15 protein-coding genes are annotated in these 18968 nt (G+C 49.8%); 8 read left to right on the top strand and 7 right to left on the bottom strand.

The window, feature by feature from the left end; all coding sequences use genetic code 11:
• Window positions 1-39: 39 nt before the first annotated feature.
• Genes T496_RS0104830 through T496_RS0104810 form a run of 5 tightly spaced genes read right to left on the bottom strand, consistent with a single transcriptional unit; the run spans window position 40 to window position 5825 of the window.
• Window positions 40-1521, bottom strand: coding sequence for a glycoside hydrolase family 10 protein (locus tag T496_RS0104830; protein WP_044110654.1), 1482 nt, complete (start codon window positions 1519-1521; stop codon window positions 40-42).
• Entirely contained in the window at window positions 1518-2138 is a 621-nt protein-coding gene (locus tag T496_RS0104825) for an HAD family hydrolase (RefSeq protein ID WP_027449743.1), read from the bottom strand. Before T496_RS0104825 ends, T496_RS0104830 begins: the two co-directional genes overlap by 4 nt.
• Complete coding sequence (metH, locus tag T496_RS13485; RefSeq protein WP_052342080.1) at window positions 2135-4843, bottom strand: methionine synthase; 2709 nt, start codon at window positions 4841-4843, stop codon at window positions 2135-2137. Before metH ends, T496_RS0104825 begins: the two co-directional genes overlap by 4 nt.
• Window positions 4840-5322, bottom strand: coding sequence for an SsrA-binding protein SmpB (smpB, locus tag T496_RS0104815; RefSeq protein WP_027449742.1), 483 nt, complete (start codon window positions 5320-5322; stop codon window positions 4840-4842). Before smpB ends, metH begins: the two co-directional genes overlap by 4 nt.
• Window positions 5319-5825, bottom strand: a complete 507-nt coding sequence (locus T496_RS0104810) for a DMP19 family protein (protein WP_027449741.1) — start codon at window positions 5823-5825, stop codon at window positions 5319-5321. Before T496_RS0104810 ends, smpB begins: the two co-directional genes overlap by 4 nt.
• A gap of 578 nt (window positions 5826-6403) precedes the next feature.
• On the opposite strand from T496_RS0104810, the gene T496_RS0104805 reads away from it, so the two are divergent.
• From T496_RS0104805 to rpiB, 8 genes are all read left to right on the top strand, one after another.
• Window positions 6404-7585: an aldose epimerase family protein gene (locus T496_RS0104805; RefSeq protein WP_027449740.1), complete on the top strand. Its 1182-nt coding sequence runs from the start codon at window positions 6404-6406 to the stop codon at window positions 7583-7585.
• Between the two features lie 53 nt (window positions 7586-7638).
• Window positions 7639-9384 (top strand): sodium:solute symporter, encoded by a 1746-nt coding sequence (locus T496_RS0104800; RefSeq protein WP_027449739.1) that lies wholly within the window; start codon window positions 7639-7641, stop codon window positions 9382-9384.
• A 15-nt stretch (window positions 9385-9399) separates the two neighbouring features.
• Entirely contained in the window at window positions 9400-10074 is a 675-nt protein-coding gene (locus tag T496_RS0104795) for an NUDIX hydrolase (protein ID WP_027449738.1), read from the top strand.
• A 48-nt stretch (window positions 10075-10122) separates the two neighbouring features.
• Window positions 10123-10833 (top strand): L-ribulose-5-phosphate 4-epimerase, encoded by a 711-nt coding sequence (locus T496_RS0104790; protein WP_027449737.1) that lies wholly within the window; start codon window positions 10123-10125, stop codon window positions 10831-10833.
• Window positions 10834-10934: 101 nt separating this feature from the next.
• Window positions 10935-12476: an L-arabinose isomerase gene (araA, locus tag T496_RS0104785; RefSeq protein ID WP_027449736.1), complete on the top strand. Its 1542-nt coding sequence runs from the start codon at window positions 10935-10937 to the stop codon at window positions 12474-12476.
• Between the two features lie 108 nt (window positions 12477-12584).
• On the top strand, window positions 12585-14177 hold the full coding sequence (locus T496_RS0104780) for a xylulokinase (protein WP_044110652.1): 1593 nt from the start codon (window positions 12585-12587) through the stop codon (window positions 14175-14177).
• Between the two features lie 84 nt (window positions 14178-14261).
• Window positions 14262-16274: a transketolase family protein gene (locus tag T496_RS0104775; protein ID WP_027449734.1), complete on the top strand. Its 2013-nt coding sequence runs from the start codon at window positions 14262-14264 to the stop codon at window positions 16272-16274.
• Window positions 16275-16378: 104 nt separating this feature from the next.
• Window positions 16379-16819 (top strand): ribose 5-phosphate isomerase B, encoded by a 441-nt coding sequence (gene rpiB, locus T496_RS0104770; protein ID WP_027449733.1) that lies wholly within the window; start codon window positions 16379-16381, stop codon window positions 16817-16819.
• Window positions 16820-16930: 111 nt separating this feature from the next.
• On the opposite strand, the gene T496_RS0104765 is transcribed toward rpiB, so the two are convergent.
• Together T496_RS0104765 and T496_RS0104760 are read right to left on the bottom strand one after the other, a co-directional pair.
• Window positions 16931-18064, bottom strand: coding sequence for a hypothetical protein (locus T496_RS0104765; protein WP_027449732.1), 1134 nt, complete (start codon window positions 18062-18064; stop codon window positions 16931-16933).
• A 127-nt stretch (window positions 18065-18191) separates the two neighbouring features.
• Window positions 18192-18743, bottom strand: a complete 552-nt coding sequence (locus tag T496_RS0104760) for a class I SAM-dependent methyltransferase (protein ID WP_231478004.1) — start codon at window positions 18741-18743, stop codon at window positions 18192-18194.
• Window positions 18744-18968: the final 225 nt, after the last annotated feature.

Raw genomic sequence — 18968 nt, 5'->3', positions numbered from 1 at the left:
ATATACTTTAAAACTTAATTTCGTAAAACTTGTCCAAGGTTATAGCTTTACTGTTTTCTTAGCCACCTTACTCTCATTTTGCATACGGTCAAGAGCTGTCACCACATAGGTATAGGCTTGATTTCCGTTCTTGTAAGGAAGCTTATAAAACGTATTCGTTGTGATTGTTACGATCTTTGAAGGGTCATTGGTATTCAACTTCTCTCCTTTAGCAAAACAATATACGACATACTTTGTTGCCACATCACCCCACTGTTTGCCTTTTGGAGCAGTCCAAAACAGCACATAACCATCCTGAGTCCAAACTGGCTTTACTTTACGAGGTTTACCGGGTGCCTTCTTATCCAAAAATGGCATCTCTGGTTGTAGTGCAGGATAGCGCCAGTAATTCTGACGAAGCTGAGTGGCATAGTTTCCCGTATTATCTACAGCAGCTTTAGCATACCACAAAACCGTTCCTTTCACGTTGCGCATTTGCTGGTGCAGACGCTGCTTAGCAGGTTGCTGATTAAAATTCGGATCACTTGGGTCTGCATGTTTTACGGTTCTTTCAATATCCTCACCAATAAACAGGGGACGTCCTCCTGCATACTGATTCCACCAGCGAATCAATGTATCATAGTCAGATGCACGATTTCCAATCTCCCAATAAATCTGAGGTACACAATAGTCCAACCAGCCATTATTAATCCATAATAACACATCTGCATATAGATCATCATAGTTCTGCAGACCATTGGTGTTACTACCGATAGCAGCATTTTTCTTGTTACGATAGATGCCGAATGGTGAGATACCCACTTTTACCCATGGCTTCGTTTCGTGAACTGTTTCATAGAACTGCTTGATAAATAGGTTCACGTTATATCTTCGCCAATCTCCACGGTCCATGATTCCATTTGAATGCTGACGATACTGTGCATCATCAGGGATAATCTGGCCTGGGGCAGGATAAGGATAGAAATAGTCGTCCATATGGATACCGTCGATATCATAACGCGAAACGATATCCTTTGCCACCATACAGATAAAGTCGCGGTTCTCTGGGATGCCAGGATTCAGAATCTTCAGCCCATCGTAATCAAAGCAACGCTCAGGGTGCTGAATAGCCACATGACTCGTAGCAAGAGCTGTAGTACCCTTCGTCTTAGCACGATAAGGATTAATCCAAGCATGCAACTCCATACCACGAGCATGACACTGGTCAATCATCCACTGCAGAGGATCCCAATAAGGACTAGGAGCCTTACCCTGCTGTCCTGTGAGAAAACGACTCCACGGTTCGAATTTGCTTGGATAGAGCGCATCGCACTCAGGACGAACCTGGAAGATGATGGCATTCACACCATCCTTTTGCAGTTCGTTCAACTGGTAAACCAGGGTCTCCTGCATTTTCTTAGTGCCCATGCCCTGAAACTGGCCGTTGACACATTGTATCCAGGCACCACGAAATTCCCTTTTCTGTTGTGCATTTGCCGTTGATGTCAGCAGCAAAGCAAGTAGTAATAGTATGTTTCTCATTTTATAAACTGATATATATCCTTTGTCCAGTCTGCCCCATTCTCAGGGCAGAACGTTTTGATACCCATCTGGCTGGCAGCAGCCACGTTGCGCGGACTATCATCAAGAAACAAGCATTCAGATGGTCTTAACTGCTCGGCTATCAGCAATCTACCGAATATCTCGGGATTTGGTTTCATCAACTTCATACGATAGCTCAAATATAAGTTATCGAAATAGTAGTCCACACTATGACCACGACCGTCAAACTTCTCCGAACCGACCCACTCCATCATGTAGGGATTGGTGTTAGAAAGCAGCAGCAGTCGATAGCCCTCCTGACGAAGACGTATCAGAGCCTCCAGATTACGTGCCGGCAGCTCTTTCGCATAGCCTTGCCATGCATAGGCACATTGTTCATGAGTCACCTCATTGCCCACCAGTTTAGAGAGTTCCAGACGAAACGTCTCCGCATCTATTCTACCACCTTCCAAGTCTCCAAAGATTCCCTCTTGCGTGTAGGCATCCAGTCGTTGCGCAGCATCTTTCAGTCCCAGGGCTTCAAACCTCCTGATGGCTTGCGACTGATCCAAAGTGATGACAACACCACCGAGGTCAAAAATAATGTTTTTAATCATTCAAACAAGTTTGGTTTATTACGCCGTGCCTCCTCTAAAGAGAGCAACTGCTGTTGTTCGTTATTATATTGTTCGCGCATGTGTTCGTATTCCTCATTTAGCTCTTCGGAATAAGCCTTTGCCTCTTTCATCAGTCGCTGCGCCACAATAGGATTCTGAGAGGCATCCTTTAACCATACCACAGGACCGCCATAGACCGGGGCAATCTTCAGCGCCACATGCAGTTCACTAGTGGTCGCGCCACCTATCATGATGGGGATATCAAGACCAGCCTTGCGCAGTTCCTTGGCAACATTCACCATTTCTTCCAGACTAGGGGTTATCAGTCCAGATAGACCTATCATATCCACCTGTTCATCTATGGCTTTCTGAACGATCTGGTCGGCAGGCACCATCACGCCCATATCAATGACTTCATACCCATTGCACGCCATGATAACACTTACGATATTCTTTCCTATGTCGTGTACATCGCCCTTAACCGTGGCCAAAAGTACTTTTCCCGACTTCGTTGAATTGCCTTGCTTTCCAGAATCAATGAAAGGTTGCAGTATTTCCACGGCTTGCTTCATAGTTCTAGCCGTCTTTACGACCTGAGGCAAGAACATCTTTCCTTGACCAAAACGTCGTCCTACCTCGTTCATGCCAGCCATCAAGGGTCCTTCAATGATGTCCACCGCCCGAGGATATTTTGCGACAGCCTCTTGTAAATCAGCAGCCAGTGTCTCGTTAGTACCACGAATAAGCGCCTCTTGTAATCGCTCCTCCACAGTGCGCTGTTCCTGAACAGCCGCTTGTGTCTTTTCGCTGCCTTGTACAGTCTCTTTATTGGCTGCATATTCCGAGTTCAATAGGCGTTCGGCAGCATCCTGACGGCGATTCAGGACCACATCTTCAAGCAACTCTAAGAGATCTTCTGGTATGTCGTCGTAAGTAACCTTCGTAGAAGGGTTTACGATACCAAAGTCCATGCCTACATGAATGCCGTGATAGAGGAATACGGCATGCATTGCCTCACGAATATAATTGTTGCCACGAAACGAGAACGAGAGATTGCTCACGCCTCCACTGACATGCGCACCAGGCAGGTTCTTTTTAATCCATTCTGCTGCTCTTATAAAATCGAGCGCATATGCATTATGTTCCTCCATACCGGTAGCCACTGCCAACACATTAGGGTCGAAGATAATATCTTGTGGAGCGAATGCCAACCTTTCGGTCAAGAGACGATAGGCTCTCTCGGCAATTTCCAATCGACGTTCGTAGGTCGTAGCCTGCCCCTTCTCGTCGAAACACATTACGACGACAGCGGCACCCATACGCTTCACATCAGCAGCATGACTCAAGAACACCTCCTCGCCCTCTTTCAGCGAAATACTGTTCACGATGCTTTTGCCTTGCACACACTTCAAACCCGCCATGATGACATCCCATTTACTGGAGTCAATCATCACAGGCACACGAGCAATTTCCGGTTCTGAGGCTATCAAATTAAGAAACATCACCATTTCGGCTTTTGCATCCAAAAGGGCATCGTCCATATTGATATCCAGCACCATTGCTCCATCTTCTACCTGCTTGCGCGCTATCTGCAGTGCCTCATCGTAGTTCTTTTCTTTTATCAGTCGCAGAAACTTGCGCGAGCCTGCCACATTACAGCGCTCACCCACATTGGTGAAAGCCATTGGCTCGAGCAGATCGAGACCCGAAAGTTGGATTTTACCAGATTTTGGAGCTGGCTGACGGGGCGTCTTTCCCACTGTTAGGGGCACGTATTCACGGATAAAATCTGGCGTCGTTCCGCAACAGCCGCCAACGATGTTTAACAATTCCTCATCAATAAACTCAGCTATCTGGGGAGCCATCGACGTGGGTGTCTCATCATAAAGGCCCAAAGAATTGGGAAGACCCGCATTGGGATAGGCACTGACATAATAAGGGGCTCTGCGTGCCAGTTCCTTCAGATAAGGTTTCATCTGGCGAGCGCCAAACGAGCAGTTGAGTCCTATGCTGAAAATGGGATATGAAGAAACCGAAGCCATAAAGGCATCCAACGTTTGTCCACTCAGCGTACGACCTGCAGCATCACTGACAGTCACCGAGAGCATAATGGGAATGTCGCGACTACCACGAGCTTGAACAGCAGCATCGATGGCAACCTTCGCATTCAGTGAGTCAAAGATGGTCTCTATGAGCAACAAATCCACCCCACCCTCTATGAGTCCTTCTATCTGTTCGGTATAAGCCTCAAACAGCTCATCATAGGTCAGTTCGCGGCGTGCCGGATCCGACACATCGGGCGACATTGAGCACGTCTTATTGGTGGGTCCAATAGAGCCAGCCACAAAGCGTGGCTTATCTAGCGTTGAGAACGCGTCAGCACACTGGCGAGCCAAACGGGCGCCAGCAATATTCATCTCTTTTGAGTATGATTGTAGATGATAGTCACTTTGCGAGATACGTTGAGCATTAAACGTATTGGTGGTGATTATATCAGCTCCAGCTTCAAGGTATCGTCGGTGAATATCGGCTATCACGTCAGGGCGCGTCAAGCAGAGCACATCATTATTGCCCTTCAGTTGCCCTTCGATGTCCTGAAAACGTTCTCCTCTAAAGTCTTTCTCGTCAAGTCCATACTCCTGAACAACGGTTCCCATAGCACCGTCGAGCACCAGTATTCGTTTAGTTATTTCGTTGTGTATCATTTATATACTTTCATTGCGCGATCCATTTCGCGTCTGTCTTCCTTCTCTTTCAGCGTCTGGCGTTTGTCATAGGCTTTCTTACCTTTACACAAAGCCAAATCCATCTTAGCGCGACCATTATCATCGATAAACACCAAGGTTGGCACGATGGTGTATCCTGTCTGCTTAGTTGCGCTCTCCAGTCTGTTGATCTCACGGCGTGTCAGCAACAGCTTGCGGTCACGCTTCTGTTCATGGTTATTATATGAACCATAGAAGTAAGGACTAATAGACATTCCTTTCACCCACAGTTCGCCGTGAATAATCGTACAATAAGTATCTACCAAGCTTGCTTTTCCTGCTCTTATAGACTTAATCTCTGTGCCCGTAAGAACAATACCGGCCGTAAACTCTTCTATAAAGAAGTACTCGAAAGCCGCTTTCTTGTTTTTTATCTGCACGGGACTCTTTTTACGGAGTTCCTGTTCTTGCTTATTCATTCTACTGTTGCAAATTTCTCAATGTTCTCATCCACATAGTGGGCAATCTGCTCTGTCCACATCTCTTCATTTTCTACAAACATATCATCGTAGTCGTCGAACTGTGGATACTGTTCAAAGAGTGCCATAAATTCCTCATCACTGCAGTCGGCCTCCAGCGCTTCGCGGTTTTCCAACCACAGCGTATGCACCTCGTAAAGCATCTTCGACAGGTCGCGCATATGCCACATCTTATTAAGCGCCTTAGCAAAGGGATTCTTGAAAATGAAAGGTCCGTAGCCATTGTGTATCAACTGTACGAAACCACCATCCATCACTTCCTGATGCAACGTATCCCAGCAAAGCAGCGTCATCTGGTCGGCATTCAATTCCTGAATAGCTTCAGCACTTGGTTCGCCTCCAACAGCCTCGCGCAGGGCGTCAATAAAAACCTGCAAGAAAGCATCCATTCCTTCAAGAGCAGCATTGCTCAAATCGGCATCTTTTACGATAATCTGTTTCATAGTGCAAAGGTAATATTAATTTTCGGAACCACCAAATTTTTTCACGCACCCGTGAAACATCAAGCCTGTAGAACTTGTTATCTTAGAAAAGCACCGACTAAAGCAAAAGCCAAAGCTAGGGCACACAAAAAGTGGAAATAACATGGATATTTATTTAAAAGTCATTAAAGACATAAAGAAAGAACTATTGACAGCTAAAAGGGTTCGAATAAGACAACAAAAGCGGCCAAACAAGGAGACAAGACGGCAACTATTACAAGCCAAAAGTGATTGAATAACCACACAAAACATATTAAGCAATATAGCAAAACAACAGATATACCCCCCTACCTCACTTCTCAAAACAGAGAACAACACAAAGAAAGTTTTCTTTACACTTTTCAATAACTCAGTTTCACAAAAAACCTCTCATTTTCCTTTATTCTGCACAGAAGTAGCAACAAACGGATATTGTTAAAATAAACAATAAGGAGTAAAAAACACATGAATATATTTGGCTAATTTAAAAGAATGTTGTAATTTTACACCCAAATTTGGAAACCTACAACAGATTTTATTATAATTAAAACCCAAAACCAATGAAAGCATTAAAAGCTAGTTTGTTCGGACTCGGCGCATCGATGGCGCTCGCGTTTTGTGCATGTAGTGGCAGCCAAGAAGCTGCAAATCTGACTGTTTCGGGACTGAACCCTGAAAAGTTTGACACCGTAATCAACGAGAAACCCGTGAAACTCTACACCCTTGTCAACGAGAATGGTGTGGAGGCATGTATCACCAATTTTGGTGCCCGTCTGGTTTCATTGATGGTCCCTGATCGTGACGGCAAGCTCACCGACGTCGTTTTAGGCTACGACAACATTGCCCAGTATGCCGACGCAGAAAAATTCGGTAGCGACTTTGGCGCCTCTATTGGTCGCTATGCCAACCGCATCAAGAACGGTCAGTTCTGCATTGGCGACTCTACCATTCAGTTGCCCCAGAACAATTTCGGCCATTGCCTGCACGGTGGTCCCACCGGATGGCAGTATCAGATTTTCGATGCCGAGCAGATTGACTCTACCACATTGAAACTCACACTTGTCAGCCCCGATGGCGACAACAACTTCCCCGGCGAGGTAAAAGCCACCGTCACCTACACGCTGACCAGTGACAACGCCATTGACATCAAGATGGAGGCCGAGACCGACCAGCCCACTATTGTCAATATGACTAACCACTCTTACTTCAACCTGAACGGCGATCCCACTCAGCCCGCAATGGATATGGAGTTGTATATCAATGCAGACAAGTTCACACCTGCCGACTCTACCTTTATGCCTACTGGCGAAATCTGTGAGGTAGCCGGCACACCTATGGATTTCCGCACAGCCCATGCCATCCAGGACTCTCTGCGCATGGACTTCGAGCAGGTAAAGTTTGGCAATGGCTTCGACCACAACTGGATTCTGAACACCTATAAGGACGGTAAGGGCGACGACACACAGGTTGCTGCATCACTCTACTCTCCAAAGACTGGAATTCTGCTCGAGGCCTTCACCAACGAGCCCGGCATGCAGGTTTACACTGGCAACTTCCAAGGCATCAACGGCGAGCAGGACAAGGTTCGCAAGGGTGGCGTGAAGTACCCACAGCGTCCTTCTGTATGTCTTGAGAGTCAGAAGTACCCCAACTCACCCAACCATCCCGAGTGGCCAAGTCCATTCCTGAATCCTGGTGAGAAGTACTACAGTCACTTGGTATTCAAGTTCTCTGTGAAATAAGGGAGTCTCGAAAAACTACAAACAAACTAACTACAATAATTACTAATACAACTATGAATTGGAGTTCTCATGAATTTATATGGCTCGACTGGACCATTCTTGCCGTCGGCCTTTTAGGAGTAGTGGCAGCCGTATGGTATGCTATTTGGAAAGATAAGAAAGCGCAGCAGGGTGAAGACTCATCTGCCTACCTTTTTGGTAAAGGCGAGCCTTGGTACGTGATCGGTATGGCCATTTTCGCAGCCAATATCGGTTCCGAACACCTTGTTGGTTTGGCTGGTACTGGTGCTAAAGACGGTGTGGGTATGGCCCATTGGGAGATGCAGGGTTGGATGATCCTCATCCTGGGTTGGCTGTTCGTGCCCTTCTACCAGTTGCTAATCAACAAGATGGGTAAGATTATCACCATGCCCGACTTCCTGAAGTTCCGCTACACCCAGCGCACAGGTTCATGGCTCAGCATTATCACACTGGTGGCCTACGTACTGACAAAGGTTTCAGTCACAGCCTTCACTGGTGGTATCTTCTTCAAATTCCTCTTGGGTATCCCCTTCTGGTATGGCGCCATCGGACTGATTGTCATCACAGCCGTGTTCACCGTGTTTGGTGGCATGAAGGGTGTCATGACCCTCTCTACCATCCAGACCCCGATTCTTATTATCGGTTCTTTCCTTGTTCTCTTCCTCGGACTGTCGGCATTGGGCGATGGCAGCATTGTTGCTGGTTGGGAAAACATGATGGCTGCATGTAATGCTGCACACGATGGTTTCGGAACTACTCACATGTTTCACACCGAACCTGGCGATCCCATGTATCCTCAGTTCCCTGGCTATGTAGTGTTCCTCGGTGCCTCAATCATTGGTTTCTGGTACTGGTGTACAGACCAACACATCGTTCAGCGTGTACTGGGTCAGGTGCCTGGCGAGGACAACGCAGAGGTTATCAAGCGTGCCCGTCGCGGCACCATTGCAGCAGGTTTCTTTAAGATTCTGCCTTGCTTCATGTTCCTCATCCCTGGTATGATTGCCTATGCACTCTCACAGAATCCCGATAGCGGCATCGTGATGGATATCACCAACCACGAGTCAACTGACGGTGCCTTCGCCATGATGGTGAAAAACATTCTGCCTGCAGGTGTCAAGGGTATCGTGACCATCGGTTTCGTTTGCGCGCTTGTAGCTTCGCTGGCAGCCTTCTTCAATAGCTGTGCCACCCTCTTCACCGAGGACTTCTACAAGCCCATGAAGAAAGGTATGAGCGAAGCCCACTACGTATTCGTAGGTCGAATGGCAACCGTTGTTGTCGTACTACTGGGTCTGGCCTGGATGCCTATCATGATGAACATGGGCAACCTTTATTCTTACCTGCAGGACATCCAGTCACTTATTGCTCCCGCTATGGTAGCTGTCTTCACGCTGGGTATCTTCTCTAAGAAGATTACACCAAAGGCAGGTGAGTGGGGCTTGATTGGCGGTTTCCTCATTGGTATGCTGCGCTTGGTGACCAACGTAGTCACTGATTCAGGTAAAGCCGTGATGGACGGCGCCTTCTGGGAGAACACTGCATGGTTCTGGCAGACCAACTGGCTCATCTTCGAGTGCTGGCTGTTGGTATTCATCATCCTGCTGATGGTAGTTGTCAGCTGCTTCACACCAGCTCCTTCTAAGGCACAGGTTGATGCCATCACCTTCTCTTCAGACTTCAAGAAATCTATCAAGGAGAGCTGGGGTGCATGGGACATTATTGGCACGTTGGTTGTAATTGGCCTCTGCGCTTGTTTCTATGTATATTTCTGGTAATAAAAGAAGAACGCAATGACATTCTATCAAGAACATGCTAAAGCCTGGGTGTCAGTAGACTGTATCATCTTTGGTTTCGAGAATGGCAAGCTGAAAGTACTCATAGGTCGTCGTAAGATGGACCCGGGTCGTGGCGAATGGAGCCTCTACGGAGGCTTCGTTGGCCCCGACGAAAGTATCGACGACTGTGCAGCCAACACGCTTTACGAACTGACAGGACTCAACAAGCTTTATATGCGCCAGGTAGGTGCCTTTGGTGCTGTAGATCGTGATCCTGGCGAGCGCGTTATCTCAATTGCTTACTACGCACTTATCAACGTCAAGGACTACGACGAGAAGCTTCGTTTGGAACACGACGTGGAATGGGTGGACATCAACGAGTTGCCTCATCTTTATTCCGATCACAACGAGATGGTGGACAAGGCACTCCGCATGATGCGACAGAAGATCAAGACTGAGCCCATCAGTTTCCGTCTGCTTCCCCCGCTCTTTACGCTCACCCAGCTGCAGAAGCTCTACGAGGCCGTGCTAGGAGAAGAGATTGACAAGCGCAACTTCCGCAAGCGCATCAAGGATATGGACTTCATCGAGAAGACCGAACTCATCGACAAGGTGACATCTAAACGCGGTGCAGCCCTCTATCGATTCAACAAGAAGGCTTACTCGGAAGATCCAAACTTCAAACTATAACGAACAGAACAAATAGAGGTTTCCTCATTATTTAAACGTACAACAAACATGTTAGAATCACTAAAACAAAAAGTATTTAAGGCCAATCTTGACCTTGTTAAGCAAGGCTTAGTCATCTTCACATGGGGTAACGTATCTGGTATCGACCGCGAGAAAGGTCTTGTTGTCATCAAGCCCAGTGGCGTGAGCTACGACGAGATGAAGGCTGAAGACATGGTGGTCGTAGACCTCGAGACAGGCAAGGTGGTGGAAGGCGAACTCAATCCTTCGAGCGACACGCCCACACACCTTATATTATATAAGGCATTCCCCAATATCCAGGGCGTGGTTCACACCCACTCTACCTATGCCACAGCCTTTGCGCAGGCTGGTCGCGACATTCCCAACATTGGCACCACTCATGCCGACTATTTCTATCAGGACATCCCCTGCACACGCGATATGACTGAAGCCGAGGTAAAAGGACTGTACGAGTTGGAGACGGGCAACGTGATTGTAGATGAGATACTGAACATCCGCAAGATCAACCCCGATCACACACCCGCTGTGCTGGTGAAGAACCATGGTCCGTTCTCATGGGGTACATCACCCGACAACGCCGTTTACAACGCCAAGGTGATGGAGCAGTGCGCCAAGATGGCCTTCATTGCATTCTCAGTGAATCCCAATCTCACCATGAACCCACTCCTGGTAGAGAAGCACTACATGCGCAAGCACGGTCCTAACGCCTACTATGGCCAGAAGGGCCAGAAGCATTAAGCTACAATAAAGACAAACGAAACAGCTACTTTGTTAATTCAATAAGCTACTTATTATTAATCAAATAAGCTACTAATTATTAATTAAAAACTAACAATATTATGATTAAAGCATTTGACAATTTCGAGATTTGGTGGGTAACTGGCGCTCAGCTCCTTTACGGAGGCGACGCTGTAGTTGCAGTCGACGGACACTCAAAAGAGATGGTTGACGGCCTGAACAAGAGCGGCAACATTCCCGTTAAGATTGTATATAAGGGCACAGCCAACAGCTCTAAAGAGGTAGAGCAGATCATGCTGGCTGCCAACAACGACGAGAAGTGCGTAGGTATCATCACATGGATGCACACCTTCTCGCCCGCCAAGATGTGGATCAAGGGCCTGCAGCAGTTGCAGAAGCCTCTGTGCCACTTCCACACCCAGTATAATGCCGAGATACCCTGGAGCGACATTGACATGGACTTCATGAACCTGAACCAGAGTGCTCATGGTGACATCGAGTTCGGCCACATCTGCACTCGCATGCGCGTTGCTCGCAAGGTGGTTTGCGGCTACTGGAAAGACGAGAAGGCTCAGAAGCAGATTGCCGTTTGGGCTCGCGTAGCAGCTGGTGTTGCTGATGCTCACAATGTGCGCTGTCTGATGTTCGGTATGAACATGAACAACGTAGCTGTGACCGATGGCGACCGTGTAGAGTTTGAGCAGCGTCTGGGTTACCACGTTGACTACTACCCCGTTAGCTCACTGATGGAGTACTTCAAGAAGGTGACCGATGCCGAGGCCGACGCCCTGGTTGAGGAGTATAAGAAACTCTACACCATCAAGATCGATGAGAGCGGCGAGCAGGTTTACTGGGAGAAGGTGAAGAACGCTGCCAAGGCCGAGATTGCTCTGCGCCGCGTGCTGAAGGATGAGGGTGCTACTGCCTTCACCACCAACTTCGACGACCTGGGCGATGCCAACATCGACGATCCTAACTTCTGCGGTTTCGACCAGATTCCCGGTCTGGCCTCTCAGCGCCTGATGCAGGAAGGCTACGGTTTCGGTGCCGAGGGCGACTGGAAGACAGCTTGCCTCTATCGCACACTGTGGGTGATTCAGCAGGGTATGCCTACCGGCTGCTCGTTCCTCGAGGACTACACCCTCAACTTTGCCGGCGACAAGAGCTCATGCCTGCAGAGCCACATGCTCGAGGTATGTCCTCTCATTGCTACCGACAAGCCCAAACTCGAGGTTCACTTCCTCGGCATCGGTATCCGCAAGCAGCAGACCGCCCGTCTGGTGTTCACTTCAAAGACCGGTGCAGGTATCAAGGCTACTGTTGTTGACCTGGGCAACCGCTTCCGCCTGATTTCTCAGGAGGTAGAGTGCATCGAGCCCAAGCCCATGCCTAAGCTCCCCGTGGCTTCAGCCCTGTGGATTCCTCAGCCCAGCTTCGAGGTTGGCGCTGCCGCATGGATCCTGGCTGGTGGTACTCACCACAGTGCTTTCTCTTATGACATCAACGAGGAGTACTGGGAAGACTTTGCCGAGATGCTGGGCATCGAGTATGTGAAGATCAACAAGCAGACAAATATTGCTGATTTCAAGCAGACTCTGCGCAACAACGAGGTTTACTTCATGCTTAACAAGGCATTGAAATAATATTATCTGAGCACGAAGAAACGAAGAGACAATGGGGCTTCACCACTGAGGCATCCTGCCACCTTCGTTCCTTCGTGCCTTTGTTTTCTACAAAAAACTATCATCGCTATGACACCAAAACAAACGATCGAAGCAGGCAAGACCATCCTCGGCATCGAGTTCGGCTCTACCCGCATCAAGGCCGTTCTCATCGACGAGAACAACAAGCCTATAGCACAAGGCTCACACGAGTGGGAAAACCAACTGGTAGATGGTCTCTGGACCTACTCTACCGAAGCCATTTGGTATGGTCTGCAGGACTGCTACGCCGAACTGCGCAAGGACGTGCTGAAGCAGTACGACTGCGAGATTGAGAGCCTGGCCGCCATTGGCTTCAGCGCCATGATGCACGGCTACATGGCTTTCAACGAGAAGCAAGACATCTTGGTGCCCTTCCGCACTTGGCGCAACACCAATACGGGCAAGGCTGCAGCTAAGCTCTCTGAGCTTTTCAACTACAATATCCCCCTGCGCTGGAGCATTAGCCACCTCTATGAGGCCATCCTCGACAATGAGGAGCACGTGGGCGACATCAAGTACCTCACCACCCTCGCCGGCTATGTTCACTGGCAGGTGACGGGTCAGTTCGTACTGGGCGTGGGCGATGCATCAGGCATGATTCCCGTTGACCCCAAGACCAAGACCTACGACGCCACGATGGTCAAGAAGTTCGACGAACTCATCGCTCCAAAGGGCTTCTCGTGGAAACTGCTCGACATTCTGCCTAAGTCGCTCAACGCAGGTGAGAATGCCGGTTTCCTGACTCCCGATGGTGCCAAGAAACTCGACGTCTCTGGCCACCTGAAGGCCGGCATCCCCGTTTGTCCTCCCGAGGGCGACGCAGGCACCGGCATGGTAGCCACCAATGCAGTGAAGCAGCGCACGGGTAACGTATCTGCCGGCACCTCGTCATTCTCAATGATTGTACTCGAGAAGGAGCTCTCCAAGCCCTACGAGATGATCGACATGGTGACCACACCCGATGGTTCACTCGTGGCCATGGTTCATTGCAACAACTGCACCAGCGACATCAACGCCTGGGTGGGCCTGTTCAAGGAGTACCAGCAGTTACTGGGCATCCCCGTAGATATGAACGAGCTCTATGGTAAGCTGTTCAACCGCGCCCTCGAGGGTGACACCGACTGTGGTGGACTGATGGCCTACAACTACGTCTCTGGCGAGCCCGTGACGGGACTCTCTGAGGGTCGCCCCATGTTCATTCGTTCTGCTAATGATAAATTCAATCTGGCCAACTTCATGCGTGCCCACCTTTATGGTGCCATTGGTGTGCTGAAGATTGGCAACGACATCCTGTTCAAACAAGAAAACATCAAGGTGGACCGCATCACCGGTCATGGTGGCTACTTCAAGACCGCTGGTGTGGGTCAGCGCATGCTGGCTGCTGCCCTCAACAGCCCCATCTCTGTGATGGAGACTGCTGGAGAAGGCGGTGCCTGGGGTATTGCCCTGCTGGCAGGCTTCATGGTGAACAACGCCCAGAAGCTTTCGCTGGCCGACTATCTTGAGACCGTTGTCTTTGCTGGCAACAAGGGTGTCAGCATTGCTCCCACGGCCGAGGATGTGGCTGGTTTCGAGCGCTATATCGAGAATTACAAGCGTTGTCTGCCCGTGGAGCAATGCGCCGTTGACAACAAGAAATAACGCATTATCGCAGTCATTTCTTTGTCTATTCAACAATTTTGCTTAACTTTGCAGACAAATTAGACATTTATTCATTATAGTATTATGAACGACAACAAGATTATGAACCTTGCAGCGGACAACATCCGCATCCTTGCTGCATCTATGGTCGAGAAAGCCAAGAGTGGACACCCCGGTGGTGCCATGGGTGGTGCCGACTTCATCAACACCCTCTACAGCGAGTTCCTGGTCTATGACCCCGAGAACCCCACATGGGAGGGTCGCGACCGTTTCTTCCTGGATCCTGGTCACATGGCACCCATGCTCTACTCTCAGCTGGCCCTCATCGGCAAGTTCAGCATCGACGACCTGAAAAACCTGCGCCAGTGGGGCTCTGTAACCCCTGGCCACCCCGAGCGCGAGATTGAGCGCGGCATCGAGAACACCTCTGGTCCTCTGGGCCAGGGCCACTGCTTCGCCGTTGGTGCTGCCATCGCTGCCAAGTTCCTGAAGGCTCGTCTGGGCAACGTCATGAATCAGACCATCTATGCTTACATCAGCGATGGTGGCGTGCAGGAGGAGATCTCACAGGGTGCTGGCCGTATTGCCGGCAATCTGGGCTTGGACAACCTCATCATGTTCTACGACGCTAACGACATCCAGCTCTCTACCAAGACCGAGGTGGTGACCTCTGAGGATACCGCCAAGAAGTATGAGGCATGGGGATGGTACGTACAGACCATCGATGGTAACAACGTAGATCAGATTCGCGAGGCCATCAAGAAGGCACAGGCCGAGACCGCTCGCCCCAGCCTGATCATTGGCCACTGCGTGATGGGTAAGGGTGCCCGCAAGGCCGACAACTCATCATACGAGAGCAACTGCGCCACCCACGGTGCACCACTTGGTGGCGATGCATATATCAACACCATGAAGAACTTGGGTGCTGATCCCGAGAATCCCTTCCAGATCTTCCCCGAGGTACAAGAGCTCTATGCTAAGCGTGCTGAGGAGCTGAAGAAGATCGTGGCCGAGCGCTATGCCGAGAAGGCTGCTTGGGCCAAGGCCAACCCCGAGAAGGCTGCTCAGCTGGAAGAGTGGTTCAGCGGCAAGGCTCCTAAGATTGACTGGAGCAAGGTAGAGCAGAAGGCTGGCGCTGCCACCCGTGGCGCTTCGGCTACCGTACTGGGCGTACTTGCCGAGCAGGTGCCCAACATGATCTGTGCTTCTGCCGACCTGTCTAATTCAGACAAGACCGATGGCTTCCTCAAGAAGACCCACGACATCGTTCGCGGTGACTTCAGCGGAGCATTCTTCGAGGCCGGTGTTGCCGAGCTCACCATGGCTTGCTGCTGCATCGGTATGGCTCTGCACGGTGGTGTCATCCCCGCTTGCGGCACCTTCTTCGTGTTCTCCGACTACATGAAGCCCGCCGTACGTATGGCTGCCCTGATGGAGCTGCCCGTGAAGTTCATCTGGACCCACGACGCCTTCCGCGTTGGTGAGGACGGACCTACCCACGAGCCCGTAGAGCAGGAGGCACAGATCCGCCTGATGGAGAAACTGAAGAACCACCACGGCAAGAACTCCGTATTGGTAGTTCGTCCTGCCGATGCCGAGGAGACCACCGTTTGCTGGCGCATGGCTATGGAGAACATCGATACGCCTACAGCGCTTATCTTCTCACGTCAGAACATCGACATGCTGCCCGCTGGCAACGACTACACACAGGCCACCAAGGGTGCCTATGTCGTAGCTGGTTCAGACGAGGACTACGATGTCATCCTGCTGGCTTCAGGTTCAGAGGTTTCTACCCTCGAGGCCGGTGCACAGCTGCTGCGCAAGGATGGTGTGAAGTGCCGCATCGTCAGCGTGCCTTCTGAAGGTCTCTTCCGCTCACAGAGCAAGGAGTATCAGCAGAGTGTGCTGCCCGCTGGCAAGAAGAAGTTCGGCCTCACCGCCGGTCTGCCCGTCAACCTCGAAGGCCTTGTTGGTGCCGACGGTTGCGTATGGGGCTTGGAGAGCTTCGGTTTCTCTGCACCCTACAAGGTACTCGACGAGAAACTCGGCTTCACAGGCGAGAATGTATATAATCAGGTAAAGAAACTCCTGGCTTAATATCATTAATCCACAAAGAGATACAGGGGGCACAGAGTGCGACTACAAGCCAATCTCTGTCCGCCTGTGTCTCTCTCTTTTTTATAATTTAATACCTATTGCTTATGGAAGTAAAGACTGTTGGCGTAGCCTGCGACCACGCAGGTTTTGCACTCAAGAAGTTCGTACTCGAGTATCTCGAGGAGAAAGGTTACCCCTACAAGGACTACGGCACCTATAGCGATGCCAGCGTAGATTATCCCGACTTTGGCCATGCCCTGGCCGAGGGCATCGAGCGTGGCGAGGTATATCCAGGCATAGCCATCTGCGGCAGTGGCGAGGGCATCTCTATGACGCTCAACAAGCACCAGCAGGTACGTGCTGGTCTCTGCTGGATTCCCGAGATAGCCCATCTCATTCGTCAGCACAACGATGCCAACGTGCTGGTGATGCCCGGTCGCTTCATCGACAACAACATGGCACGCAAGATCATGGACGAGTTTTTCAGCGCCACCTTCGAAGGTGGTCGCCACCAGAAGCGCGTCGACAAGATTGCGATTAAGTGAGAAAATGAATGCTTGCATTTATTTTCGAGCGTGAGCAATTTCAACCGCTAGGTCAAGTTGCGATTAAGCGAACGCAATAACAAGAAAGCGAGGCCTTGAGCCCCGCTTTTTTTATCCATTCAAATGTAACACTATTGCTTCTGCCATTTCATTCAGGGCCACACACTCCTCACGCGTCACATGGCGTTTGTCGGCATCATAGGTCCATGGACTAAGTATCAGCACGCGCCCCTCTGCACATGCCTCAAAAAGAGCAGCCGACGGTTTGTAGTAATTGCGAAAGCCATTGTCTGCCAAAAGGATAAACGGATGTTTTTCATCTAACAGAACCCGCATCACTTGCTTCTCCTGTGGCGAGATGAATGGCGACACCATCACACACCCCTTGCGAGCCTCAATCACACAGCCATTCATATAGCTACGCAGTTGCTGACGGTCGCCCCTTTCTGCAGCCCTCACCCACATGCCACGCACATGCACCGCAGCAAAGTGCTCCATAGATAGCAACTTCACATTCCCCACCCCACTATAGATACGCTCGCCTAGCTCAATGCCCTGTTGCATGCAAAAGAAGCCCGGCATCATCCGTTTCGTAGCCAACCGTTGAGGGTTCATCTGCACATATCGAATCATCGCATGCAACTGCCCACGACGTGATAATGGCCGCAGAAAAGGTCGCTCTATGAATACAGGGTCCAGCCGACAATAGCGTTCCTTACCAATAGCCAGACAAAGAGAATTCTTCTGGCTATCAGCCTCAACAATCGACGAAAGCCTCAACGCCCCACCTCTTTCGTTCATTGTGCCGTCTGTAAGGCAAGCATCAACAGCCCCATCCCTTTCGTTCATTGTGCCGCCTGTAAGGCAGGCATCACTTTCGCCCTCCACGATATAGCTATATGCACGCCCCAGTTTCTTGACAGCCTGCCAGAACCCTTGCGCCACCTGTCTAATACTCTTTTCCATCGGACGGCGAACGTACCAGACCATGTGCAAGTGATCAGGCATAAGACAATACTGCAAGATCTGAATCTCGGGATGAAACACAGGCACAGACCGCTGACACTCCAACAAGAGTCTGCCCAGCTCCGTTCTTTCCACTCGAGCCTTAGAAGGGTCGCTATCCGTCACGACCAAACGTCCTAACAACAGTTGCCTTGACGGCACCGTCAGCGTGACGTGATAAATGCCGATGCCCCTCCACGAAGTACCTTCCTTTTGCCATTGCCATAGACTCTTACCCATGCTTTTATATTCTCTTTAGTTAAGTTCCATTTTTCAATTTGCAAAGATACCCAAAAAAATCCCATGCCACCCTTTTGGCATGAGATTTTCTCGTCATCCCCTATTTTTCTCGTCAGTTCCAGACACATCAAGACTTCACCCCCACAATGGCAGCATATGAAGGACGCTTTCTGTGTATTTCCGTTTTCACGAATCCAGCCTCATCAAGCATCTCTTTCAGCTGCTCAGGAGGATAAGCCGTCATACCCTCCACCACGTCAATCCATTTTGAGCAGCTGTCCACCACCTCTACCATAATTACAAAGCGTCCGCCATGCTTCAGCACACGACGCACCTCCTGCAAGCACACAGGCAACTCTGGCCAGAAATAGACCGTTTCCACAGCTGTCACCAGTTCAAACTTCTCGTCTTCATAAGGCAGTTTCACAGCCGAGCCCTGACAGACGAACACCTGCCGGTCTATCACCTTAGCATTAACCTTACGTGCCTTTGCCACACTTTCCTCTGAGATGTCGATGCCATAAGCTACGCCGTTCTTGCTCCGTTTCAGCAGGCGTCTCAGCGTAGCACCACCGCCACAGCCAATGTCAAGCATGGTCCATCCCTCTTTAAACGTCACGAACGACAGTCCCCAATTGGTCAGCGGTGCATGACACGCATTCATAACCCTAAGCATCATGCGCCCCATTGTTCCCTTAGGGTAAGCGCAATTAGTGAAAAACTTACTTACTAATCCCATAATAGCTAATACATTTATTCAACGATAGATTATCGTTGCAAAGATAGCCTAAAAAGCCCAAGAGCGCAATACTCAAATCATGGTGTTTTTTCGCTCCGTCATAGCTCCATAAGCCTCACAAAATATTAACCATTTATGGGTATCCAGCCCCCCCTCTTTTTTTTC

Source organism: Xylanibacter brevis P6B11 (assembly GCF_000621825.1).
GTDB classification, from domain to species: domain Bacteria; phylum Bacteroidota; class Bacteroidia; order Bacteroidales; family Bacteroidaceae; genus Prevotella; species Prevotella brevis.
This window is presented reverse-complemented; position numbering and strand designations above follow the sequence as displayed.

Excerpts from the sequence above, each read along its gene's own strand:
- T496_RS0104830 (WP_044110654.1), bottom strand. The coding sequence starts at position 1,521 with ATGAGAAACATACTATTACTACTTGCTTTGCTGCTGACATCAACGGCA.
- T496_RS0104825 (WP_027449743.1), bottom strand. The coding sequence starts at position 2,138 with ATGATTAAAAACATTATTTTTGACCTCGGTGGTGTTGTCATCACTTTG.
- metH (WP_052342080.1), bottom strand. The coding sequence starts at position 4,843 with ATGATACACAACGAAATAACTAAACGAATACTGGTGCTCGACGGTGCT.
- smpB (WP_027449742.1), bottom strand. The coding sequence starts at position 5,322 with ATGAATAAGCAAGAACAGGAACTCCGTAAAAAGAGTCCCGTGCAGATA.
- T496_RS0104810 (WP_027449741.1), bottom strand. The coding sequence starts at position 5,825 with ATGAAACAGATTATCGTAAAAGATGCCGATTTGAGCAATGCTGCTCTT.
- T496_RS0104805 (WP_027449740.1), top strand. The coding sequence starts at position 6,404 with ATGAAAGCATTAAAAGCTAGTTTGTTCGGACTCGGCGCATCGATGGCG.
- T496_RS0104800 (WP_027449739.1), top strand. The coding sequence starts at position 7,639 with ATGAATTGGAGTTCTCATGAATTTATATGGCTCGACTGGACCATTCTT.
- T496_RS0104795 (WP_027449738.1), top strand. The coding sequence starts at position 9,400 with ATGACATTCTATCAAGAACATGCTAAAGCCTGGGTGTCAGTAGACTGT.
- T496_RS0104790 (WP_027449737.1), top strand. The coding sequence starts at position 10,123 with ATGTTAGAATCACTAAAACAAAAAGTATTTAAGGCCAATCTTGACCTT.
- araA (WP_027449736.1), top strand. The coding sequence starts at position 10,935 with ATGATTAAAGCATTTGACAATTTCGAGATTTGGTGGGTAACTGGCGCT.
- T496_RS0104780 (WP_044110652.1), top strand. The coding sequence starts at position 12,585 with ATGACACCAAAACAAACGATCGAAGCAGGCAAGACCATCCTCGGCATC.
- T496_RS0104775 (WP_027449734.1), top strand. The coding sequence starts at position 14,262 with ATGAACGACAACAAGATTATGAACCTTGCAGCGGACAACATCCGCATC.
- rpiB (WP_027449733.1), top strand. The coding sequence starts at position 16,379 with ATGGAAGTAAAGACTGTTGGCGTAGCCTGCGACCACGCAGGTTTTGCA.
- T496_RS0104765 (WP_027449732.1), bottom strand. The coding sequence starts at position 18,064 with ATGGGTAAGAGTCTATGGCAATGGCAAAAGGAAGGTACTTCGTGGAGG.
- T496_RS0104760 (WP_231478004.1), bottom strand. The coding sequence starts at position 18,743 with ATGATGCTTAGGGTTATGAATGCGTGTCATGCACCGCTGACCAATTGG.